Raw genomic sequence first — 15,615 nt, 5'->3', positions numbered from 1 at the left:
AATGAAGGATATAACACTCGGAAGCTATCATAACTTTTTGTCAGAACTGGCAGTTATGATGATGTCTTTTTATATTTTAGCTGATATGCTTTCTGGTTTTTCAATCATTTATCTTGGTGTAGATATTAAAGCATCATTAATTTATAAAATGCCTCTGCTAATTTTGATATTAGCTTTAATTGCCCGAAGTAATATTAACCTATTCAATTTATTGCTATTATTTATTCTTATCATGTTTGTCGGTCCATTCTTTCAGTTTCTGGACCATGCACGTGCAGATTTTTTTATAGCTGATTTCTCAACTGCGATAAAAATACTAATGCCAATCTGCATTTTCTTCTTATACCGAGAGTGGTACAAGAAGCAGCCCAAGTTTGCTATTGAAAGTACTCATAAAATTTTAACTTGCTGTTTTTTCATCCTAAGCATGAACTTCATGCTTGGGGTGCTTGGTTTTGGTAAAAGCACTTACGATTTTGGTAATGGGACTACCGCAGGTACAACAGGGGTGATAATGGCGGGTAATGAGCTAGGTGGGGCCTTTCTTGTAGCTTATACCTATATGCTTCATAGATTCTGGAATGAGCGAGGTATCTTTTGGTATGTATTGCTATCATTTTTTACAATCTTTTGTGGTGTTACTGTATCTACCAAAACCACAATTCTTGCAGCAATAATTATTGTATTTCTAGTGCCAATTGTTAATGAGCGAGAGAGGCTTTATCGCTTAACCCTATTAAAGTTAAAAATTTTTGCACCGATCATAATATTAATAATAGCAATTGTAATTATGATCATTGATCTTCTGCAAACTTTAGGACTATATGACCGCTTTATTTGGCTTTATAACAAGGGTGGCTTGCTTGGAATGTTACTGTCTGGTCGTGAAGTTATGGTTGCACAAAATTTTGAAATAGTTCAACAAAATAGCAACCTCTTTGAGCAGCTATTTGGTCAAGGTGAGGCTATTTCATTGAAACGAGTCGATGGTTCAGCTACGACTGAGGTTGATGGGGTAGATGTATTTATTTTCTTTGGCATATTTAGCTTCTTATTTGTATTAAGCTTTTATGTTTATACTTTTTACAAGGCTCATCAACAGACATTATCCAGGACTAATTATTTCGCTCCCTTTGTTTTTTTAGCAAGCTTCATTTTGTTAATTCTTTCGCAGCTAAGTGGGCATATTTGGGGCTCTGGAACGGTAGGAATTTTAATGGGAGTCATGCTTGGCTCTATTAATAACACTGAAAAGCAAAAGTTATGAAACCAAGTTTCTAATTTTATTTTCTTAAGGTGTTATAATTCATTTTTGCTATCACAACCATTAAAGTAACAGTGATGGATATGATTATTTTTGAAGTAGGTAACGTTACTTCAATTAGATATAAATAAGTTTAGGATTAAAAGATGAATCTAGTTGTTCTGACTGGGCGTTATCCATCAACAGATAGCCCTTACAGCCATATGTTTGTACATACTCGCTCAAAACAATATATTGCTCAAGGACACACCGTAACAGCGCTTGTGCCAAGTGAAAAAGAAGAAAAATACACAATAGATGGTGTAAATGTAATTCTTGGCCCTGTAAACAAGTTAATAAAATATCTTGCGAACGTTGATCGCGTCATGATTCACTTATTATTGCATCGCTTTTCAAAGGCAATTGATGCAAGTGTGCTTTATCGATACGTGCTTGATCATAAGCTACCTACTTTGTTCTTCATACATGGTGTTGAAGTGCAAACAATCTGGAATGATAGACGTGATGATATATCTTGGTTAGCTCCTAAGAGTATAGCTCGCTGGCTATATCGTGATTGTTATTTGATCAAAAAGATGCAAAAAACCTTAGCAGAATTTGTTGAGTCAGATATACCAGCAAAATTTATAACGCCTTCAGATTGGATGCTACAAGAAGCAATAAATAATACCGGAGTAGACTTACGCCAAAAGTCATTGGTTATAGCAAATGGTATTGATACTGAAAACTTCAAATTTACTGAGCGTTGGGCTGATAGAGAAAAGCTTCTTAGTATTAGACCTCTAAATTACCGAGGAAAATATGCAGTTGATTTAGTGTTAGAAACAGCACGTCGTATGCCTGGAAATATTCAAACCGCACTTTACGGCAAAGGCCCAGATGAGGATAAAATTAAGTCAGTAATTTCAGAGCAAAATTTATCAGACAGACTTACATTAAACTCTCGTTTTTTACAACCTGTAGAAATTCCATCTGTGCATCAACAGGCTGGTATATATTTAGGTGTTACTAGAATGGATGCCCAAGGGGTATCTATGTGTGAAGCTATGTCTTCAGGATTACCTACAGTATCTTTTTCTACTTGTGCTATCCCTGAGTTTATAGAGCACAATAAAACGGGCTTACTAGCCAAACCATATGATATGGATGAATATTGTTCTCTAGTTAATGAACTTATAGAAAATAGAGAACTATTTGAAAAAATTGCATGGAGTGCTCATCAGTCAATGGTTGCGATCGATATTCGCAAAACCTCAGAACAAGAGCTTAGCGCTAAGCTAGATTAATACCATGTCTTTAGATTTTTCAATTTGTACACCTGTATACAACAGAGCCCATCTATTACCAAGGTTATATGAGAGCCTAAAATCGAGCTGTTCAGAGGGAATTTCGTTTGAATGGCTCATTGTCGATGACGGCAGTATTGATGATATTCAAAGCTTCATAAAAGAAGTTGAGTCTGAGGGGCTTTTAGATTATCGATATATCAGAAAAGAAAACCAGGGGAAGCATTCATGTATGAATGTGTTCTTTAAAGAGGCCAAAGGTGAACTTACATTAATTCTTGACTCTGATGACTTGTTAGCTCCAAACGCGCTTAAAGAAGCTAATAAAATATGGAAACAGATCGGTAAACAAGAGAAGTTTGCTGGGATTGTAGGTTTGTGTATTGATTTAGCTACGCAAAAGCCTAGCGCGCAAGAGTTTCCTAAAGACCCTATGGAATCGACGATCTTAGAGAATGCATATAAATATAATATGAAAGGGGATCGTTGTGATTTCATCAGAACATCTTTATTGAAGGGCAAAGCTTTCCCTGTATACAGTGACGAAAAATTTATGCCCGAAGCTGTAATAACAACAGCGTTTGATGCAGATAAAAAGTATTATTGCACAAATTCAGCTTTTAAAATTATTGAGTATCAAGCAGATGGCTTAACCAATAGCTATGATAAGCTTGCGATGAGAAATCCTAAAGGCATGTGTTTACGGTTTCAGCTAATCCTCGAAAATATCAACTTAATAAAGCTGCCATCGGGCAAGAATAAGCTAAAGTTTTACGGTAATTATATGCGTTATTTATGCCACCGCGACGGGGTAGTAAAAGCGTTAGTTGAATACTGTAAGATACCCAAGTTTTTCTTGTTGAATTGGTTTATAGGTGCGCCTGTCGGAAGCGTTATGTACGTGAAAGATAAATTAATGAAGGGCAGTTAATGGCACTGTTTTGGGGGTACTTCTCTCGCTTTTCTAGCCTAGCGAGTAGCTTAATTATTATGCCATTTGCTTTAGCAAATTTTACTGAAGCAGAGTTTTCTCTTTGGATGATTTTTGTTGCCTTCTATGGGCTAATTGTTGTTTTTGACTTTGGCTTAAGTAGTACCTTTTCACGCCAAATGAACTATGTGCTATGTGGTGCGCAAACACTAGAAAAGCAAGGCGTTAGCGGTGAGTTTGACATGTCAAATATCAACTATGCTCTTTTCTCTACGGTTATTGACAGCGCAAAGTTCATCTTTTTAATTATTGCTGTATTAACCACACTCATATTAGCGATTGCGTATTTCTTCTATCTAGAAACCGTGGCATCTAACTCAGGTTTAAATATTCAATATGAGTGGTTACTTTATAGTGCTGCGGTTGTTATTAATATATTTTGCCTTTTGTACAATGCACTGTTTTTTGGAACTAACAACGTTGCCAGCATTTATAAAGTAACAAGCTACAATAATATTGCATTTTTTATTGTGGCCATTTCGATGATCTTAAATGGTTACACCTTAATAGCAATTGCAGTAGCAAGGGTTGTATCCGCATTTGTTTACTTTGTAGCTTCTAAGTATGAAATCAATAAATATAAGATGCTGCAAGGGTACCAATCAGTTAACTTTGATCAAGTAAAACCAACACTGTTTAAAATTTTACCTAATGCTAGCCGTATAGGCATAGTATCGTTAGGTAACTTTATGCTTACTAAAATATCAATATTAATTATTGCTTACTATTTCAGTGCATCAGACTCGGCAACATATTCATTGGCATTAAACCTATTCACCATATTAAGTGCCGTAAGTTTATTGTATATGACCGTTGTTACGCCTTCTTTAAACCGTGCTATGCAAGAGAAGAGCTATCAAACAGTTAAACGCTTACAGGGTCGTGTTAGGCTAGTATCAATGTTAATGGTTATGTTGGGGTGTATAGGTATTAGTATTATTGGACCACTTTTACTAAAGTTGATTGGTTCAGAAACAAGTTTACCAGAGCTACCATCATTACTATTTTTTAGTTTAATGATCTTATTAGATGTTAATAGACAGATTTCAATGAACTTTATTGCGGCTAATAACCATGTGCCATTCTCAAAAGCTATCGTGCTTTCGGGGTGTATCACTTTATTAGCAACCATTGCACTGTTTGAACTAGGGTATCAGCACTTCATACTACCAATAATTATTCAAATAATTGTTCAGTCAGCTTTTAATAATTGGTATTGGACTGTTGTAGAAAAGCGCACTCTAAAGGAAATGGCTGTAAATGCAGCATAATGGCATAGGTTTTAATCTTTTGTGAAAGCTTAAAGTAACTTTAAGCTTTCACAAATTTGCTTTGCTTTTGTAAACTCGCATTTTTTATATGGAGTAGGTGTAAAAGTTTTAGCTTGTTTAATTTTATCTATCACTTCACAAGGGTTATAACAGCCAAGGCCATAGCCGTTAGTGTCAACAAAGCGGACTAAATCTTGCTGATGAGGATCAAGGCGTTCAGTGTTTTGAACTACAATTATTTTTTTACCCATTTCCAGTAAGTTATAAACGCTTCCTGCACCAGCATGAGTAATTACTAAGTCAGCTTGTTCATAATATTTATGAATATCACTGACAAACTCGATTGTTGTCACTGATGGGTTTTTATATTCGCCATCAGCAATTTGAAAAATAGCATCATCTTCATCAGTCAACGCTTTTTCTATTTCAAAAAATAGCGAGTCGTAGCGGGTACTACCGACGGTTGCAAATATTTTCATAAACGGCCTGAATAAATTGCGTTAGGGTAAAGCGCGAGTAAGTCTTCGTTTTGTACAAAGAAAGTATCGGCAATCCGATACATCACTTTTCCAGTTAAAGAACGGCTATAGAAGCGCGACCACGATTCTAAAAAGATGACTTTTTTACCTAATAGCTTAAATATTAAAGCGGGCAAAATAACCATTCCTGGCCCTGTAGAAACAAGCCCAGTTACCTTGTAATTACGAGTGATTTGTATGCATTGCTTTGATGTTGTAAAAGCATTCTTTAGCAACTGAAATGGGGCTTTCCACTTGCTAAATTTATCTCTAGGCTCATTACACTCAAAGTGTTTTAGAGAATTAAAATTATCTTTTGTATCAGATATTGATACAAAATCGAATTCAGCATGCGTTTTCATTAAGGCTAAAAGCCTTTTCATTTGTTCTTTGTGACCACCACTTCCATAAATGATGAGCGTTACAGGTTTTTTTTCCAAAAAAGTCACCGTTGTAATTTAATTGGGGCGATTATAATAAAGGCCTGCCAGTATTTCTATTATTTATAAAAAGTAGCTACTTCAGTATGTAGTCAATGATGACTTTGGTTAGTCTTGTAGGATCATAGTTTTCTATGACCTCTTTTTTACCGGCAGAATCAAATTGCTCAATATTGTTTGCCATAGTTTGAATCGCCGAGCACAAATGTTCTTTGTTGTGAGTATCGATAGTGATTCCAACATGGGGTTTAACAATATCGGCAACAGGACCGTTATTAAAAGCAACAATAGGTAAGCCCAAACTCATCGCTTCAATAAATACAACACCAAAAGAATCATAGATAGAAGGCAAACAAAAAATATCAGCACTCTGTAAAGCCTTAGTTTTATTTGAGTCAGCCAACCAACCTAAAAACTCAACACGGTCAGCAACCCCTAAGTTTTCAGACAGAGAAACAAGTTGGTTCTTAAGTGGTCCATCGCCAATCACCTTTAGTTTTACATTAGGTAAATCTGGCAGTGTTTTAATAACTAAATCAAGCCCTTTCCCTTCAATGAAACGAGCCATTGATACAAGAGTTACATTGTTTTTATCAAATTGTTTTTGAGGAGCCGGTTCGTGTGCATGTTCAAAAAGCTTATAAGCTAAAGGGTTAGCAACAACAAGAGTGTCTTTTACAAGCCCTTTTTCTTCTAAAAGAGTTTTCCACCAAGGAGTAACAACTACTACTTTATTGGCAGGTAAAAGAAAAACCTTAAGCGCCCACATACCAAACTTGCTGTTAGTATATTGGTATAGAGTAGGTGAGTGAAAGTGAATAATCACTTCGCCGCCAAGTGCTTTTACAGTCAGTGCTACAATAAACTTACGAGTCATTGAAAACCATGGGCCACAATGAAGCCAATAAATCCGGCGGCGCTTAATATTTTTTAGTGAACTAAAAATAAGCTTAAACCAAGCATTAACAAAATAAAGTATGGTGCCTTTACTATCGTTGTGAGTATTGATCCGTTCGAAAGGTTGCCCTAACTTTAAAAAAGCTTCTTCAAAAGCTTTTAAAACTGTACTTATACCGCCTTTTGTTTCTGTTGAATGCGTACCGACGATATATATTAAAGGGTTTCTCATTTTAAAAGCCTGTTACGAAAATGAGCAAGAATAGGTAAATTGCTGGATAAAAAATAACGCATTTTCTTTACCTGAAGGCCACAAAAAAGCTGTTTAACAAATAAACTTAAAGGGTAGCGTTTCTTTTGTGCTACCAAAATCAAAAAAGAGAGGTTTTCTTTGTTACAGCGTGACATGTCTTGATGATGCTTTTTAATATACTGGTTGTAACCAGTCACTTTATTTTTAACAGTTGTGATACGGGTTTCTTCGTGGCCTTGATGCTGTATGTAAGAATAGCCTTTTAACATTTTTGCAGGGCCAAATTGCTTTATTAGTCGCGTCCATGTGTCGTAATCCTGGCAAGCTTTGAAAGAAGTATCAAAACCTTTTATCAATTTAAGTTTGTAAGTTTCAGTAAAAACTTGGTTTGTTGCATAGTTATAACTCAAGATTTTAGCGAGCGAGATTTCACCTCCGCCAGCATCAATCACTTTACCTTTTTTGCCATAAAACCATAACACGCCATGGGATAAAAAGGCGTAGTTTGGATCATAGTTACTAACAAGCGACTCTAACCGGTGAGGTAAAAACTCATCGTCGTCATCAAGGCCTGTAATGTATTTACCTTCAGCTATATTAATCGCTTTATTTCTGGCTGCACACGCCCCAATGCTTGTTTGTTGATGAATTACTCGCACACGAGGTTCAATACTACTTAATTCGTCTAACCAGCTTTTTGTTTGCGCACTGTCAGTAGAACCATCATTAACTATTATTAGCTCAAAGTTAGTAAAGGTTTGATTTAAAACAGATTCAACTGCTCGCTTTAATAATGGCAAACGGTTCTTAGTGGGAAGGTATATTGATACTATTACATTTTTCTCTTCCACTATACTGCATGCCCATATTAATCAATTATTTTTCTACGCTTATGGTATCTGTATCAACTGTAAATATCAAAACACAGAACCATAAACAGATCGTTTTATATTAACATTATTCCGTAGTAGAATGCTGGAGTTTTTGCAGTAAAAAGTTAGATGACACGTTCAAGCACAAACAAAAGGCAAGCATTAATAATTTAGTCTCTTAAACCGATCGCAACTTTTGAATCGATCTTAAGGAAAACAATGAAAGTATTAACAGTATTTGGTACCCGCCCCGAAGCAATTAAAATGGCGCCGCTAGTTCTTGCGCTTGAAAACGATGCAAGAATTGAAGCAAAAGTGTGTGTAACAGCGCAACACCGAGAAATGCTTGACCAAGTATTGGATCTTTTTCAAATTACGCCTGATTATGATTTAAACATAATGAAAGCAGGCCAAGACCTATACGACATCACCAGTAAAATTTTACTCGGTTTACGTGATGTGCTTGATGAGTTTAAACCAGATTGGGTGCTTGTTCATGGTGATACAACCACTACATTTGCAGCATCAATGGCCGCTTTTTACAAGCAAATTAAAGTAGGGCACGTAGAAGCAGGTTTACGTACAGGTAATTTATATAGCCCATGGCCAGAAGAAGCAAACCGCACATTAACGGGCGTATTAACAGCAAAGCATTTTGCCCCTACGCAAGCATCTGCCGATAATTTATTACGTGAACACGTATCAAAAAACGCTATTTTTGTAACGGGTAACACGGTAATAGATGCATTACTACAAGTTAAAAATAACGTATTGCCAAAAGACGATGTACAGCAGCAGCTAACTGACAAGTTCGCCGAAATTTTAGATAAACCTTATGTACTCATCACAGGTCATCGTCGCGAAAGCTTTGGAGGTGGGTTTGAGCGAATTTGCCAATCAATTTCGTCGCTGGCCTCAAAATACCCTGACTATAACTTTGTATATCCTGTGCACTTAAACCCAAATGTACAAGAACCGGTTAAACGCTTGCTGGCAGATAAAAGCAATGTAAAGCTTATCGATCCGCAAGACTACTTACCTTTTGTATTTTTAATGAATCAAGCGTATTTAATTTTAACAGACTCAGGTGGCGTACAAGAAGAAGCGCCAAGTTTAGGCAAACCTGTGTTAGTGATGCGTGATACAACAGAACGGCCAGAAGCGGTAGTTGCAGGTACCGTTAAGTTAGTAGGCACAGACATCGATAAAATTATAAACGCGGTGAGTGAGCTGATTGAAAATAAAGAAACATACAAAGAAATGAGCTTTGCACATAACCCTTATGGCGATGGAAAAGCATGCGAGCGCATTATTGAAGGGCTATTTACTAATTAAATAACCTACACCTACCTACAATAGGTTAAGAGCTTAGCTATTTCCTATGTAAGACAAGGCTTGCTTGTGAGCATAACTATTTATGCTTACAAGCATTTTCTAATACTCTTTTATTTAAACCGCTTTTAGAAACAACCCCAAGCTTGAAATATACAGACTTGCCTGTATAATGCGCCCTACTTAAGGATGTTCCAATGTAAATGGATAGTAATGCAAAGTTGCTAAATTACGAATAATCAAGTCAGTTATGTCATCGACTTTAATTACTTCTTAAAAGAACTCCATAGAAATTTTAAAAGCTTTACTACTAAAGTGCTTTAAAAAGCTGCCTTAGCTGCATTTTTCAAGTGAATAGTACTGTCATGCTTTTGTATATAAATAGATGTGTTTAGCCTTGATTCAAGGCCTTGTTAACTTGCGTATAACAAGCCGTCATGCTTTAATTGATCAGCTTTAAAATAAGTAAGTGTAAACTTATATAATAATCTTTTAGGAAGAAGAATGGCGTTCAAATTTAAACTCCTTGCAGCAACTTTATCTCTCCTCTCTGTAAGTGCATGTACAATCATACCGGGTAGTCATTACGAAGGTATTGATTCAGGCGCTCAAGTAGAAAACTTAGAAAAAGACCTCGAAAAAGTCAATATTCAAGTTATTGATTCTTCTTTAATAAACATTCAAAAACGCGAAGTTAAACAGGTTAATACAACCAACCGAAAAGGCATTGATACATCTGATTATCAATACCGCTTAGGGGTGGGTGATGTACTAACCATTGGTGTATGGGATCATCCAGAGTTAACTATTCCTGCAGCTGTACAACGTACAGCCGAGTTTGATGGTTTTCGTGTAGCAGAAGATGGCACAATAACTTACGCATACGCACCTAAAATACCAGCAGCAGGCCGCACTGTTGCAGAAGTACGCGCTGACTTGGTAAAGCGCTTAAGCCGCGTAATCGAAAACCCGCAAGTTGACATAAAAATAGTTGGCTTTAGAAGTCAAAAAACTTATGTAACAGGCGAAGTAGAAAACCCAGGTGTATACCCAATTACAGAAATTCCACTCACAATTATAGACGTATTAAACAACGCAGGTGGTATTACTGATCGTGCTGACTGGCGAGAAGTAACTTATACGTCGGGTAACAAAACAGAAATAATCCGCCTTGATGACTTTTACAGCCATGGTGATATTTCGCAAAACCGTTTATTAAAACATGGCGATATTGTGCATGTTAGCCGTAACGACAAACACCAAGTGTATGTATTGGGTGATGTAATTAAAGCAGGCACGGTAGATATTGACCGCTATGGCTTAAACCTAGCTCAAGCATTAAGCGATACGGGCGGTATTAGAGAAGCAACCGCTGACGCAAACGGTATTTTTGTATTACGTAAGCGCGATTTAGCCAAAGATGGCGTAATTGCAGACGTATACCAATTACACGCTAAAAATGTAGCAGCACTGGTATTAGCAGAGCAATTTGAGTTAAAGCCGCACGATATCGTGTACGTAACTTCTGCACCGCTTGCACGCTGGAACCGCGTAATAAGCTTATTGTTACCGTCTATTTCTACGGTTGACAGAATTAATGACGTAGCCAATACAAACTAAGGATAAGTATGTTTGACTCAGTATTAGTAGTGTGTGCTGGCAATATTTGCCGTAGCCCAACTGCCGAGTATGTACTTAAAAGTAAGTTAGAAAACAAAGGGATTACTGTTACTTCGGCTGGTTTAACTGCATTAGAAGGTAAGCCAGCCGATGCCACTGCTCAGCAAATTGCTGAGCAGTATGGTATTAACATGGCAGAGCACCGTGGCCAACAAATAAATTCAGCATTAGTACAGCACAACAGCGTTATTTTGGTGATGGAACAGCGTCATTTAACTGACTTGTGCACACGTTACCCTCAAGCAAGAGGTAAAACGTTTTTGTTAGGCAAATGGCTAAACGACACCGAGATCCCCGACCCATATCGTCAGAGCTTAGAAGCATTTACCCATGTTTATGAGCTAATCGACAGCGCTTGTAGCGCTTGGCAAAAGTATTTATAAGGAAACTGCATTAATGAATGCTCAGCCTTCAACGCTAAATAATAGTAACCGAACAACACAAACTAGCCAGCAAGAGTCGCAAGAAATAGATTTAATATCGCTACTGGGCGCTTTGCTCGACCGTAAATTTTTTATTATGGCCATTACTGGCGTGTTTATGGTACTGGGTGTTATTTATGCTTTGTATGCAGCGCCTGTTTACCAAGCCACTGCCATGATACAGGTAGAAGACAACAGCGCCACAGTACCGGGCTTTGATGACATGAGCGGTATGTTCGAAAGTACCTCGGCCGCAGTAACCGAAATAGAGCTTTTAAAATCGCGCTCTGTTATTGGCGAGGCAGTCGATAAACTAAACCTAGATACGGTAGTTAAACCTAAACTATTCCCACTAATAGGTAACCGCGCATACCGTAGCTTTAAACCAAGCTCACCGGGTGAGCTAGCTAAGCCGAGTTTTGGTGCAAGTTCGTATGCATGGGGTGGTGAGAGCATTGATGTATTTAGGTTTGATGTACCTAGCTTTAATATTGGTACTGAATTTGTTGTGGTAGCACAACAAAATAACCAATTGGCACTATTAAACGAAGCTGGCGAAACAGTATTAACTGGGCAAGTAGGGCAAGAGCTTTCTAACGGTATTATTGAGCTAACTGTACGTAGCTTAAATGCACGCCCAGGTACCGAGTTTATTATTACTAAACGTGATCGTTTAAATACCATTTTAGATTTACAAGCAACTATAGGTGCCAGTGAAAAGGGTAAAGATTCTGGCATTATTAACTTAACCTTACAAGATACCGATTTTAGTTATGCTGAAAGAGTGCTTGAGCAGGTGGCTGGGATATATGTGCGCCGCAATGTTGAGCGTAATAGTGCAGAGGCACAAAAGTCACTTGAGTTTTTAGAAGTGCAATTACCTGAGGTTAAAAAACAACTTGAGTATGCCGAAAAGCGCTTTAACGATTACCAAATTAAACAGCAATCAGTAAACATAACGCTAGAAACGCAAGGCGTGCTTGATCAAATTGTTCAGCTAGAAACAAAACTACAAGAGCTAGAATTACAACGCTTAGAGCTGAGTCGTAAATTTAAAAAAGGCCACCCTGCATACCAAGGCATACTTGAGCAAATTAAAGCAGTAAAAAAACAAAAAGATGACCTAACAAGCGAAGTAACTAACTTACCTTCTACACAGCAAGAGTTATTGCGATTAACCCGTGATGTAGAAGTAAGCAACCAAATTTACACTATGCTACTGGCTAAAACTCAAGAGCTCGATATTGTGCGTGCCGGTACTGTAGGTAATGTTCGTATTATTGACCACGCAGAAGTAAATACATCAAAACCGGTTAAGCCTAAAAAAGCGCTAATAGCGGTTATGGCCACTATGTTGGGTGGTATACTTGCAGTGGCGATTGTATTGGTACAAAAAGCGTTACATAAAGGTATTGAAGACCCAAGCGAAATTGAAAGTTTAGGGCTGCCAGTTTATGCCAGTGTGCCGTATTCAGACCACCAAGATCAGTTAGTATCGTTTGGTAAACTTAAAAACCGAAAAGCCACCCAAGCCAATACCATATTGGCGGTTGAAAACCCTGCTGACTTAGCAATAGAGGCACTACGTAGCCTTCGTACCAGCTTGCATTTTGCGATGATGGAGGCAAAAAACAACGTCATTGCAATATCGGGCCCAAGCCCTGGCGTGGGTAAGTCATTTATATCGGTTAATCTAGCAACCGTGTTGGCACAGAGTGATAAGAAGGTACTAATAATTGATGCCGATATGCGTAAAGGTTACTTACAAAAAGCCTTTAACGAAAAATGGGAAAACGGCTTAAGTGACTTTTTATCTGGCAGGTTAGAGCTTAAAAATGTAATTAAGCAAACCAAAGTACCAAATTTACATTTAATAACTCGTGGCCAAGTACCACCAAACCCATCTGAGCTATTAATGCATGAGCGCTTCTCAAAGCTGGTTGAGACTATTAAAGAGCATTATGACTTAATAATTATAGATACACCGCCTATTTTAGCAGTAACAGACCCAGCAATAGTGAGTGCACATGCTGGTAGCACTCTACTTGTTACCCGTTTTGGGCAAAACCATGTACGTGAGTTAGAGCTAACCCGCAACCGATTTGAGCAAAATGGTATTGATGTTAAAGGTGTTGTATTTAACGGTATACTCAAAAAAGCCAGTAATGCGTATGGATATTATGGTTACTACAATTACGAGTATAAATCGGCAAAATAATATTGTTAAGAGTGTTTTTATTCTGTAAAAAGCATTATAAATTTAATAGTTAAAATAGATTATTTCAAAATAGGTAAAGTATCTGAGCTAATTTTAAAAAGGCAGAGATACTTCAATATAGAAATTACAAGTTGTAAGGCTTTGCAAAATAGCCTTCACACGGAAAATACAAAGTACAAAAGGCTTTTATTGTGAAAATTTTAGTAACCGGTGGTGCTGGTTTTATTGGTAGTGCTGTTGTCAGGCATATCCTTTCAAATACTGAAGATAGCGTAATTAATGTCGATGCCTTAACCTACGCAGGCAATCTTCAATCACTTCCTGGTGCAGACAATTCTGAACGATATTTTTTTGAGCACGTGAATATATGTGATCGTGCTGAACTTGACCGTGTTTTTTCAATTCATAAACCTGATGCAGTAATGCACTTAGCAGCTGAGAGCCATGTAGATCGCTCAATTACAGGGCCTGCTGAGTTTATCCAAACAAATATTGTGGGAACTTACAATCTATTAGAAGCAGCACGTGAATATTGGAATTCATTAAATGGTGGCTCTAAAAAAATGTTTAGGTTTCATCATATTTCTACAGATGAAGTATATGGTGACTTACCACATCCTGATGAACTAGAAAGTGGTGCTTTAGGTGAGTGTTTACCTCTATTTACAGAGCAAACCTCATACGCTCCAAGCAGCCCTTATTCAGCAAGTAAAGCATCAAGTGATCACCTAGTTCGTGCTTGGTTACGCACTTATGGTTTCCCAACCATAGTGACTAATTGCTCTAACAACTATGGGCCGTACCATTTCCCAGAGAAGCTGATTCCACTAGTGATTTTAAACGCTTTGGAAGGTAAATCTCTACCTATATATGGTAAAGGTGATCAAATTCGTGATTGGCTTTATGTAGAAGATCATGCTCGAGCATTATACAAAGTTTTGACTGAAGGTAAGGTGGGTGAAACCTACAATATCGGCGGCCACAATGAAAAACAAAACTTAGAGGTTGTGCAAGCAATCTGCTCTATCTTAGATACTTTAGTACCCAAAGAAAATAAATACGCTGAGCTAATTACTTATGTAGCAGACCGACCAGGCCATGATAGGCGTTATGCTATTGACTCATCTAAAATACAAAGAGAACTTGGTTGGACACCTAACGAGACATTTGAAACTGGTTTAAAGAAAACTGTTCAGTGGTTCTTAGAAAATCAAAAGTGGTGTGAAAATGTTCAAAATGGTTCTTATCAGCGAGAGCGCTTAGGCGAAATCGAATAATTAAAGGAGGAGTACCTTGTGAAAGGAATAATCTTAGCAGGCGGATCAGGCTCACGCTTGTACCCAATTACTCTTGGTGTGTCTAAGCAGTTACTACCTATTTACGATAAGCCTATGATTTATTATCCATTATCGGTATTAATGCTAGCGGGTATACGTGAAGTTTTAATTATTACTACCCCAGAAGATAGCGATTCTTTCAAACGCTTATTAGGTGATGGTTCTCAATTTGGTATTGAAATAACTTATACGGTACAGCCTAGCCCCGATGGTTTAGCTCAAGCCTTTGTACTAGGTGAAGAATTTATTGGTAACGATGATGTATGTTTAGTCCTTGGTGATAATATATTTTATGGTCAAAGTTTTACACCTAAACTTAAACATGCGGTTGAAAATGCTAAAAATGGTAATGGTGCTACTGTTTTTGGATATCAAGTAAAAGATCCTGAACGTTTTGGTGTAGTCGAATTTGACCAAAATAAAAAAGCACTTTCAATCGAAGAAAAACCCAATAAACCTAAATCCAGCTATGCAGTTACCGGGCTCTATTTCTATGATAACAGTGTTGTTGGTATTGCTAAATCAATAAAACCTTCAGCGAGGGGGGAGATTGAAATTACTTGTGTTAACAATGCTTACCTTGAAAAACAACAACTAAATGTAGAAATGTTAGGACGTGGCTTTGCGTGGTTAGATACTGGTACACACGAAAGCTTATTAGAAGCGGCTCAATTTGTTGAGACTATTGAAAAACGCCAGGGTTATAAAATAGCGTGTTTAGAAGAAATTGCTTTTAATCAAGGTTGGATAACACAAGAACAAGTAGAAAAATTAATTAAACCATTGGCTAAAAATGGTTATGGGCAATATTTAATGGATTTAATTAGAGATTAA

At 37.3% G+C, this 15,615-nt stretch carries 14 protein-coding genes; 10 read left to right on the top strand and 4 right to left on the bottom strand.

Annotated elements, in window-relative coordinates; all coding sequences use genetic code 11:
• The first annotated feature begins 1 nt into the window (after position 1).
• The 4 genes from AAEU31_RS17240 (at position 2) to wzx (ending at position 4,812) form a co-directional block, all read left to right on the top strand.
• The gene (locus AAEU31_RS17240; protein WP_138558741.1) at positions 2–1,267 is read left to right on the top strand and encodes an O-antigen ligase family protein; all 1,266 of its coding nucleotides are present in this window, start codon (positions 2–4) and stop codon (positions 1,265–1,267) included.
• 143 nt (positions 1,268–1,410) lie between these two features.
• Positions 1,411–2,550 (top strand): glycosyltransferase family 4 protein, encoded by a 1,140-nt coding sequence (locus tag AAEU31_RS17235; protein WP_235383145.1) that lies wholly within the window; start codon positions 1,411–1,413, stop codon positions 2,548–2,550.
• Positions 2,551–2,554: 4 nt separating this feature from the next.
• Positions 2,555–3,481 carry a glycosyltransferase family 2 protein gene (locus tag AAEU31_RS17230; RefSeq protein ID WP_421967864.1) on the top strand — a complete coding sequence of 309 codons (927 nt, stop codon included), beginning with the start codon at positions 2,555–2,557 and terminating at the stop codon, positions 3,479–3,481.
• Positions 3,481–4,812, top strand: a complete 1,332-nt coding sequence (wzx, locus tag AAEU31_RS17225) for an O-unit flippase-like protein (RefSeq protein ID WP_421967863.1) — start codon at positions 3,481–3,483, stop codon at positions 4,810–4,812. Before AAEU31_RS17230 ends, wzx begins: the two co-directional genes overlap by 1 nt.
• A gap of 29 nt (positions 4,813–4,841) precedes the next feature.
• Here the strand turns inward: wzx and pssE are convergent, their stop codons facing one another.
• The 4 genes from pssE to AAEU31_RS17205 all read right to left on the bottom strand — a co-directional run bounded on the left by pssE (position 4,842) and on the right by AAEU31_RS17205 (position 7,771).
• Complete coding sequence (gene pssE / locus AAEU31_RS17220) at positions 4,842–5,291, bottom strand: PssE/Cps14G family polysaccharide biosynthesis glycosyltransferase (protein ID WP_135923358.1); 450 nt, start codon at positions 5,289–5,291, stop codon at positions 4,842–4,844.
• Complete coding sequence (gene pssD, locus AAEU31_RS17215) at positions 5,288–5,770, bottom strand: PssD/Cps14F family polysaccharide biosynthesis glycosyltransferase (RefSeq protein ID WP_205994291.1); 483 nt, start codon at positions 5,768–5,770, stop codon at positions 5,288–5,290. Before pssD ends, pssE begins: the two co-directional genes overlap by 4 nt.
• A gap of 76 nt (positions 5,771–5,846) precedes the next feature.
• On the bottom strand, positions 5,847–6,899 hold the full coding sequence (locus AAEU31_RS17210) for a glycosyltransferase family 4 protein (protein WP_138558737.1): 1,053 nt from the start codon (positions 6,897–6,899) through the stop codon (positions 5,847–5,849).
• Entirely contained in the window at positions 6,896–7,771 is an 876-nt protein-coding gene (locus AAEU31_RS17205; protein WP_276605827.1) for a glycosyltransferase, read from the bottom strand. The genes AAEU31_RS17210 and AAEU31_RS17205 overlap by 4 nt, the downstream gene beginning before the upstream one ends.
• A 240-nt stretch (positions 7,772–8,011) precedes the next feature.
• On the opposite strand from AAEU31_RS17205, the gene wecB reads away from it, so the two are divergent.
• The 6 genes from wecB (at position 8,012) to rfbA (ending at position 15,615) form a co-directional block, all read left to right on the top strand.
• A complete protein-coding gene (gene wecB / locus AAEU31_RS17200) occupies positions 8,012–9,127 on the top strand; it encodes a non-hydrolyzing UDP-N-acetylglucosamine 2-epimerase (protein ID WP_421967862.1) in 1,116 nt (371 codons plus the stop codon).
• 501 nt (positions 9,128–9,628) lie between these two features.
• Entirely contained in the window at positions 9,629–10,744 is a 1,116-nt protein-coding gene (locus tag AAEU31_RS17195; protein ID WP_421967861.1) for a polysaccharide export protein, read from the top strand.
• An 8-nt stretch (positions 10,745–10,752) separates the two neighbouring features.
• Positions 10,753–11,187, top strand: coding sequence for a low molecular weight protein-tyrosine-phosphatase (locus tag AAEU31_RS17190; RefSeq protein WP_421967860.1), 435 nt, complete (start codon positions 10,753–10,755; stop codon positions 11,185–11,187).
• Between the two features lie 13 nt (positions 11,188–11,200).
• Positions 11,201–13,444 carry a polysaccharide biosynthesis tyrosine autokinase gene (locus AAEU31_RS17185; protein ID WP_421967859.1) on the top strand — a complete coding sequence of 748 codons (2,244 nt, stop codon included), beginning with the start codon at positions 11,201–11,203 and terminating at the stop codon, positions 13,442–13,444.
• Between the two features lie 191 nt (positions 13,445–13,635).
• Positions 13,636–14,721, top strand: coding sequence for a dTDP-glucose 4,6-dehydratase (gene rfbB, locus AAEU31_RS17180; RefSeq protein WP_421967858.1), 1,086 nt, complete (start codon positions 13,636–13,638; stop codon positions 14,719–14,721).
• Positions 14,722–14,739: 18 nt separating this feature from the next.
• Complete coding sequence (rfbA, locus tag AAEU31_RS17175) at positions 14,740–15,615, top strand: glucose-1-phosphate thymidylyltransferase RfbA (protein WP_421967857.1); 876 nt, start codon at positions 14,740–14,742, stop codon at positions 15,613–15,615.

Origin of the sequence: Pseudoalteromonas thalassia, assembly GCF_049257215.1 — a bacterium.
In the GTDB taxonomy this organism is placed as follows: Bacteria; Pseudomonadota; Gammaproteobacteria; order Enterobacterales; family Alteromonadaceae; genus Pseudoalteromonas; species Pseudoalteromonas lipolytica_C.
This window is presented reverse-complemented; position numbering and strand designations above follow the sequence as displayed.

Bases quoted from the DNA above. Each gene is read 5' to 3' on its own strand.
- AAEU31_RS17235 (WP_235383145.1), top strand. From the start codon at position 1,411: ATGAATCTAGTTGTTCTGACTGGGCGTTATCCATCAACAGATAGCCCT.
- wzx (WP_421967863.1), top strand. From the start codon at position 3,481: ATGGCACTGTTTTGGGGGTACTTCTCTCGCTTTTCTAGCCTAGCGAGT.
- wecB (WP_421967862.1), top strand. From the start codon at position 8,012: ATGAAAGTATTAACAGTATTTGGTACCCGCCCCGAAGCAATTAAAATG.
- AAEU31_RS17190 (WP_421967860.1), top strand. From the start codon at position 10,753: ATGTTTGACTCAGTATTAGTAGTGTGTGCTGGCAATATTTGCCGTAGC.
- AAEU31_RS17230 (WP_421967864.1), top strand. From the start codon at position 2,555: ATGTCTTTAGATTTTTCAATTTGTACACCTGTATACAACAGAGCCCAT.
- pssE (WP_135923358.1), bottom strand. From the start codon at position 5,291: ATGAAAATATTTGCAACCGTCGGTAGTACCCGCTACGACTCGCTATTT.
- AAEU31_RS17185 (WP_421967859.1), top strand. From the start codon at position 11,201: ATGAATGCTCAGCCTTCAACGCTAAATAATAGTAACCGAACAACACAA.
- AAEU31_RS17210 (WP_138558737.1), bottom strand. From the start codon at position 6,899: ATGAGAAACCCTTTAATATATATCGTCGGTACGCATTCAACAGAAACA.
- AAEU31_RS17195 (WP_421967861.1), top strand. From the start codon at position 9,629: ATGGCGTTCAAATTTAAACTCCTTGCAGCAACTTTATCTCTCCTCTCT.
- AAEU31_RS17240 (WP_138558741.1), top strand. From the start codon at position 2: ATGAAGGATATAACACTCGGAAGCTATCATAACTTTTTGTCAGAACTG.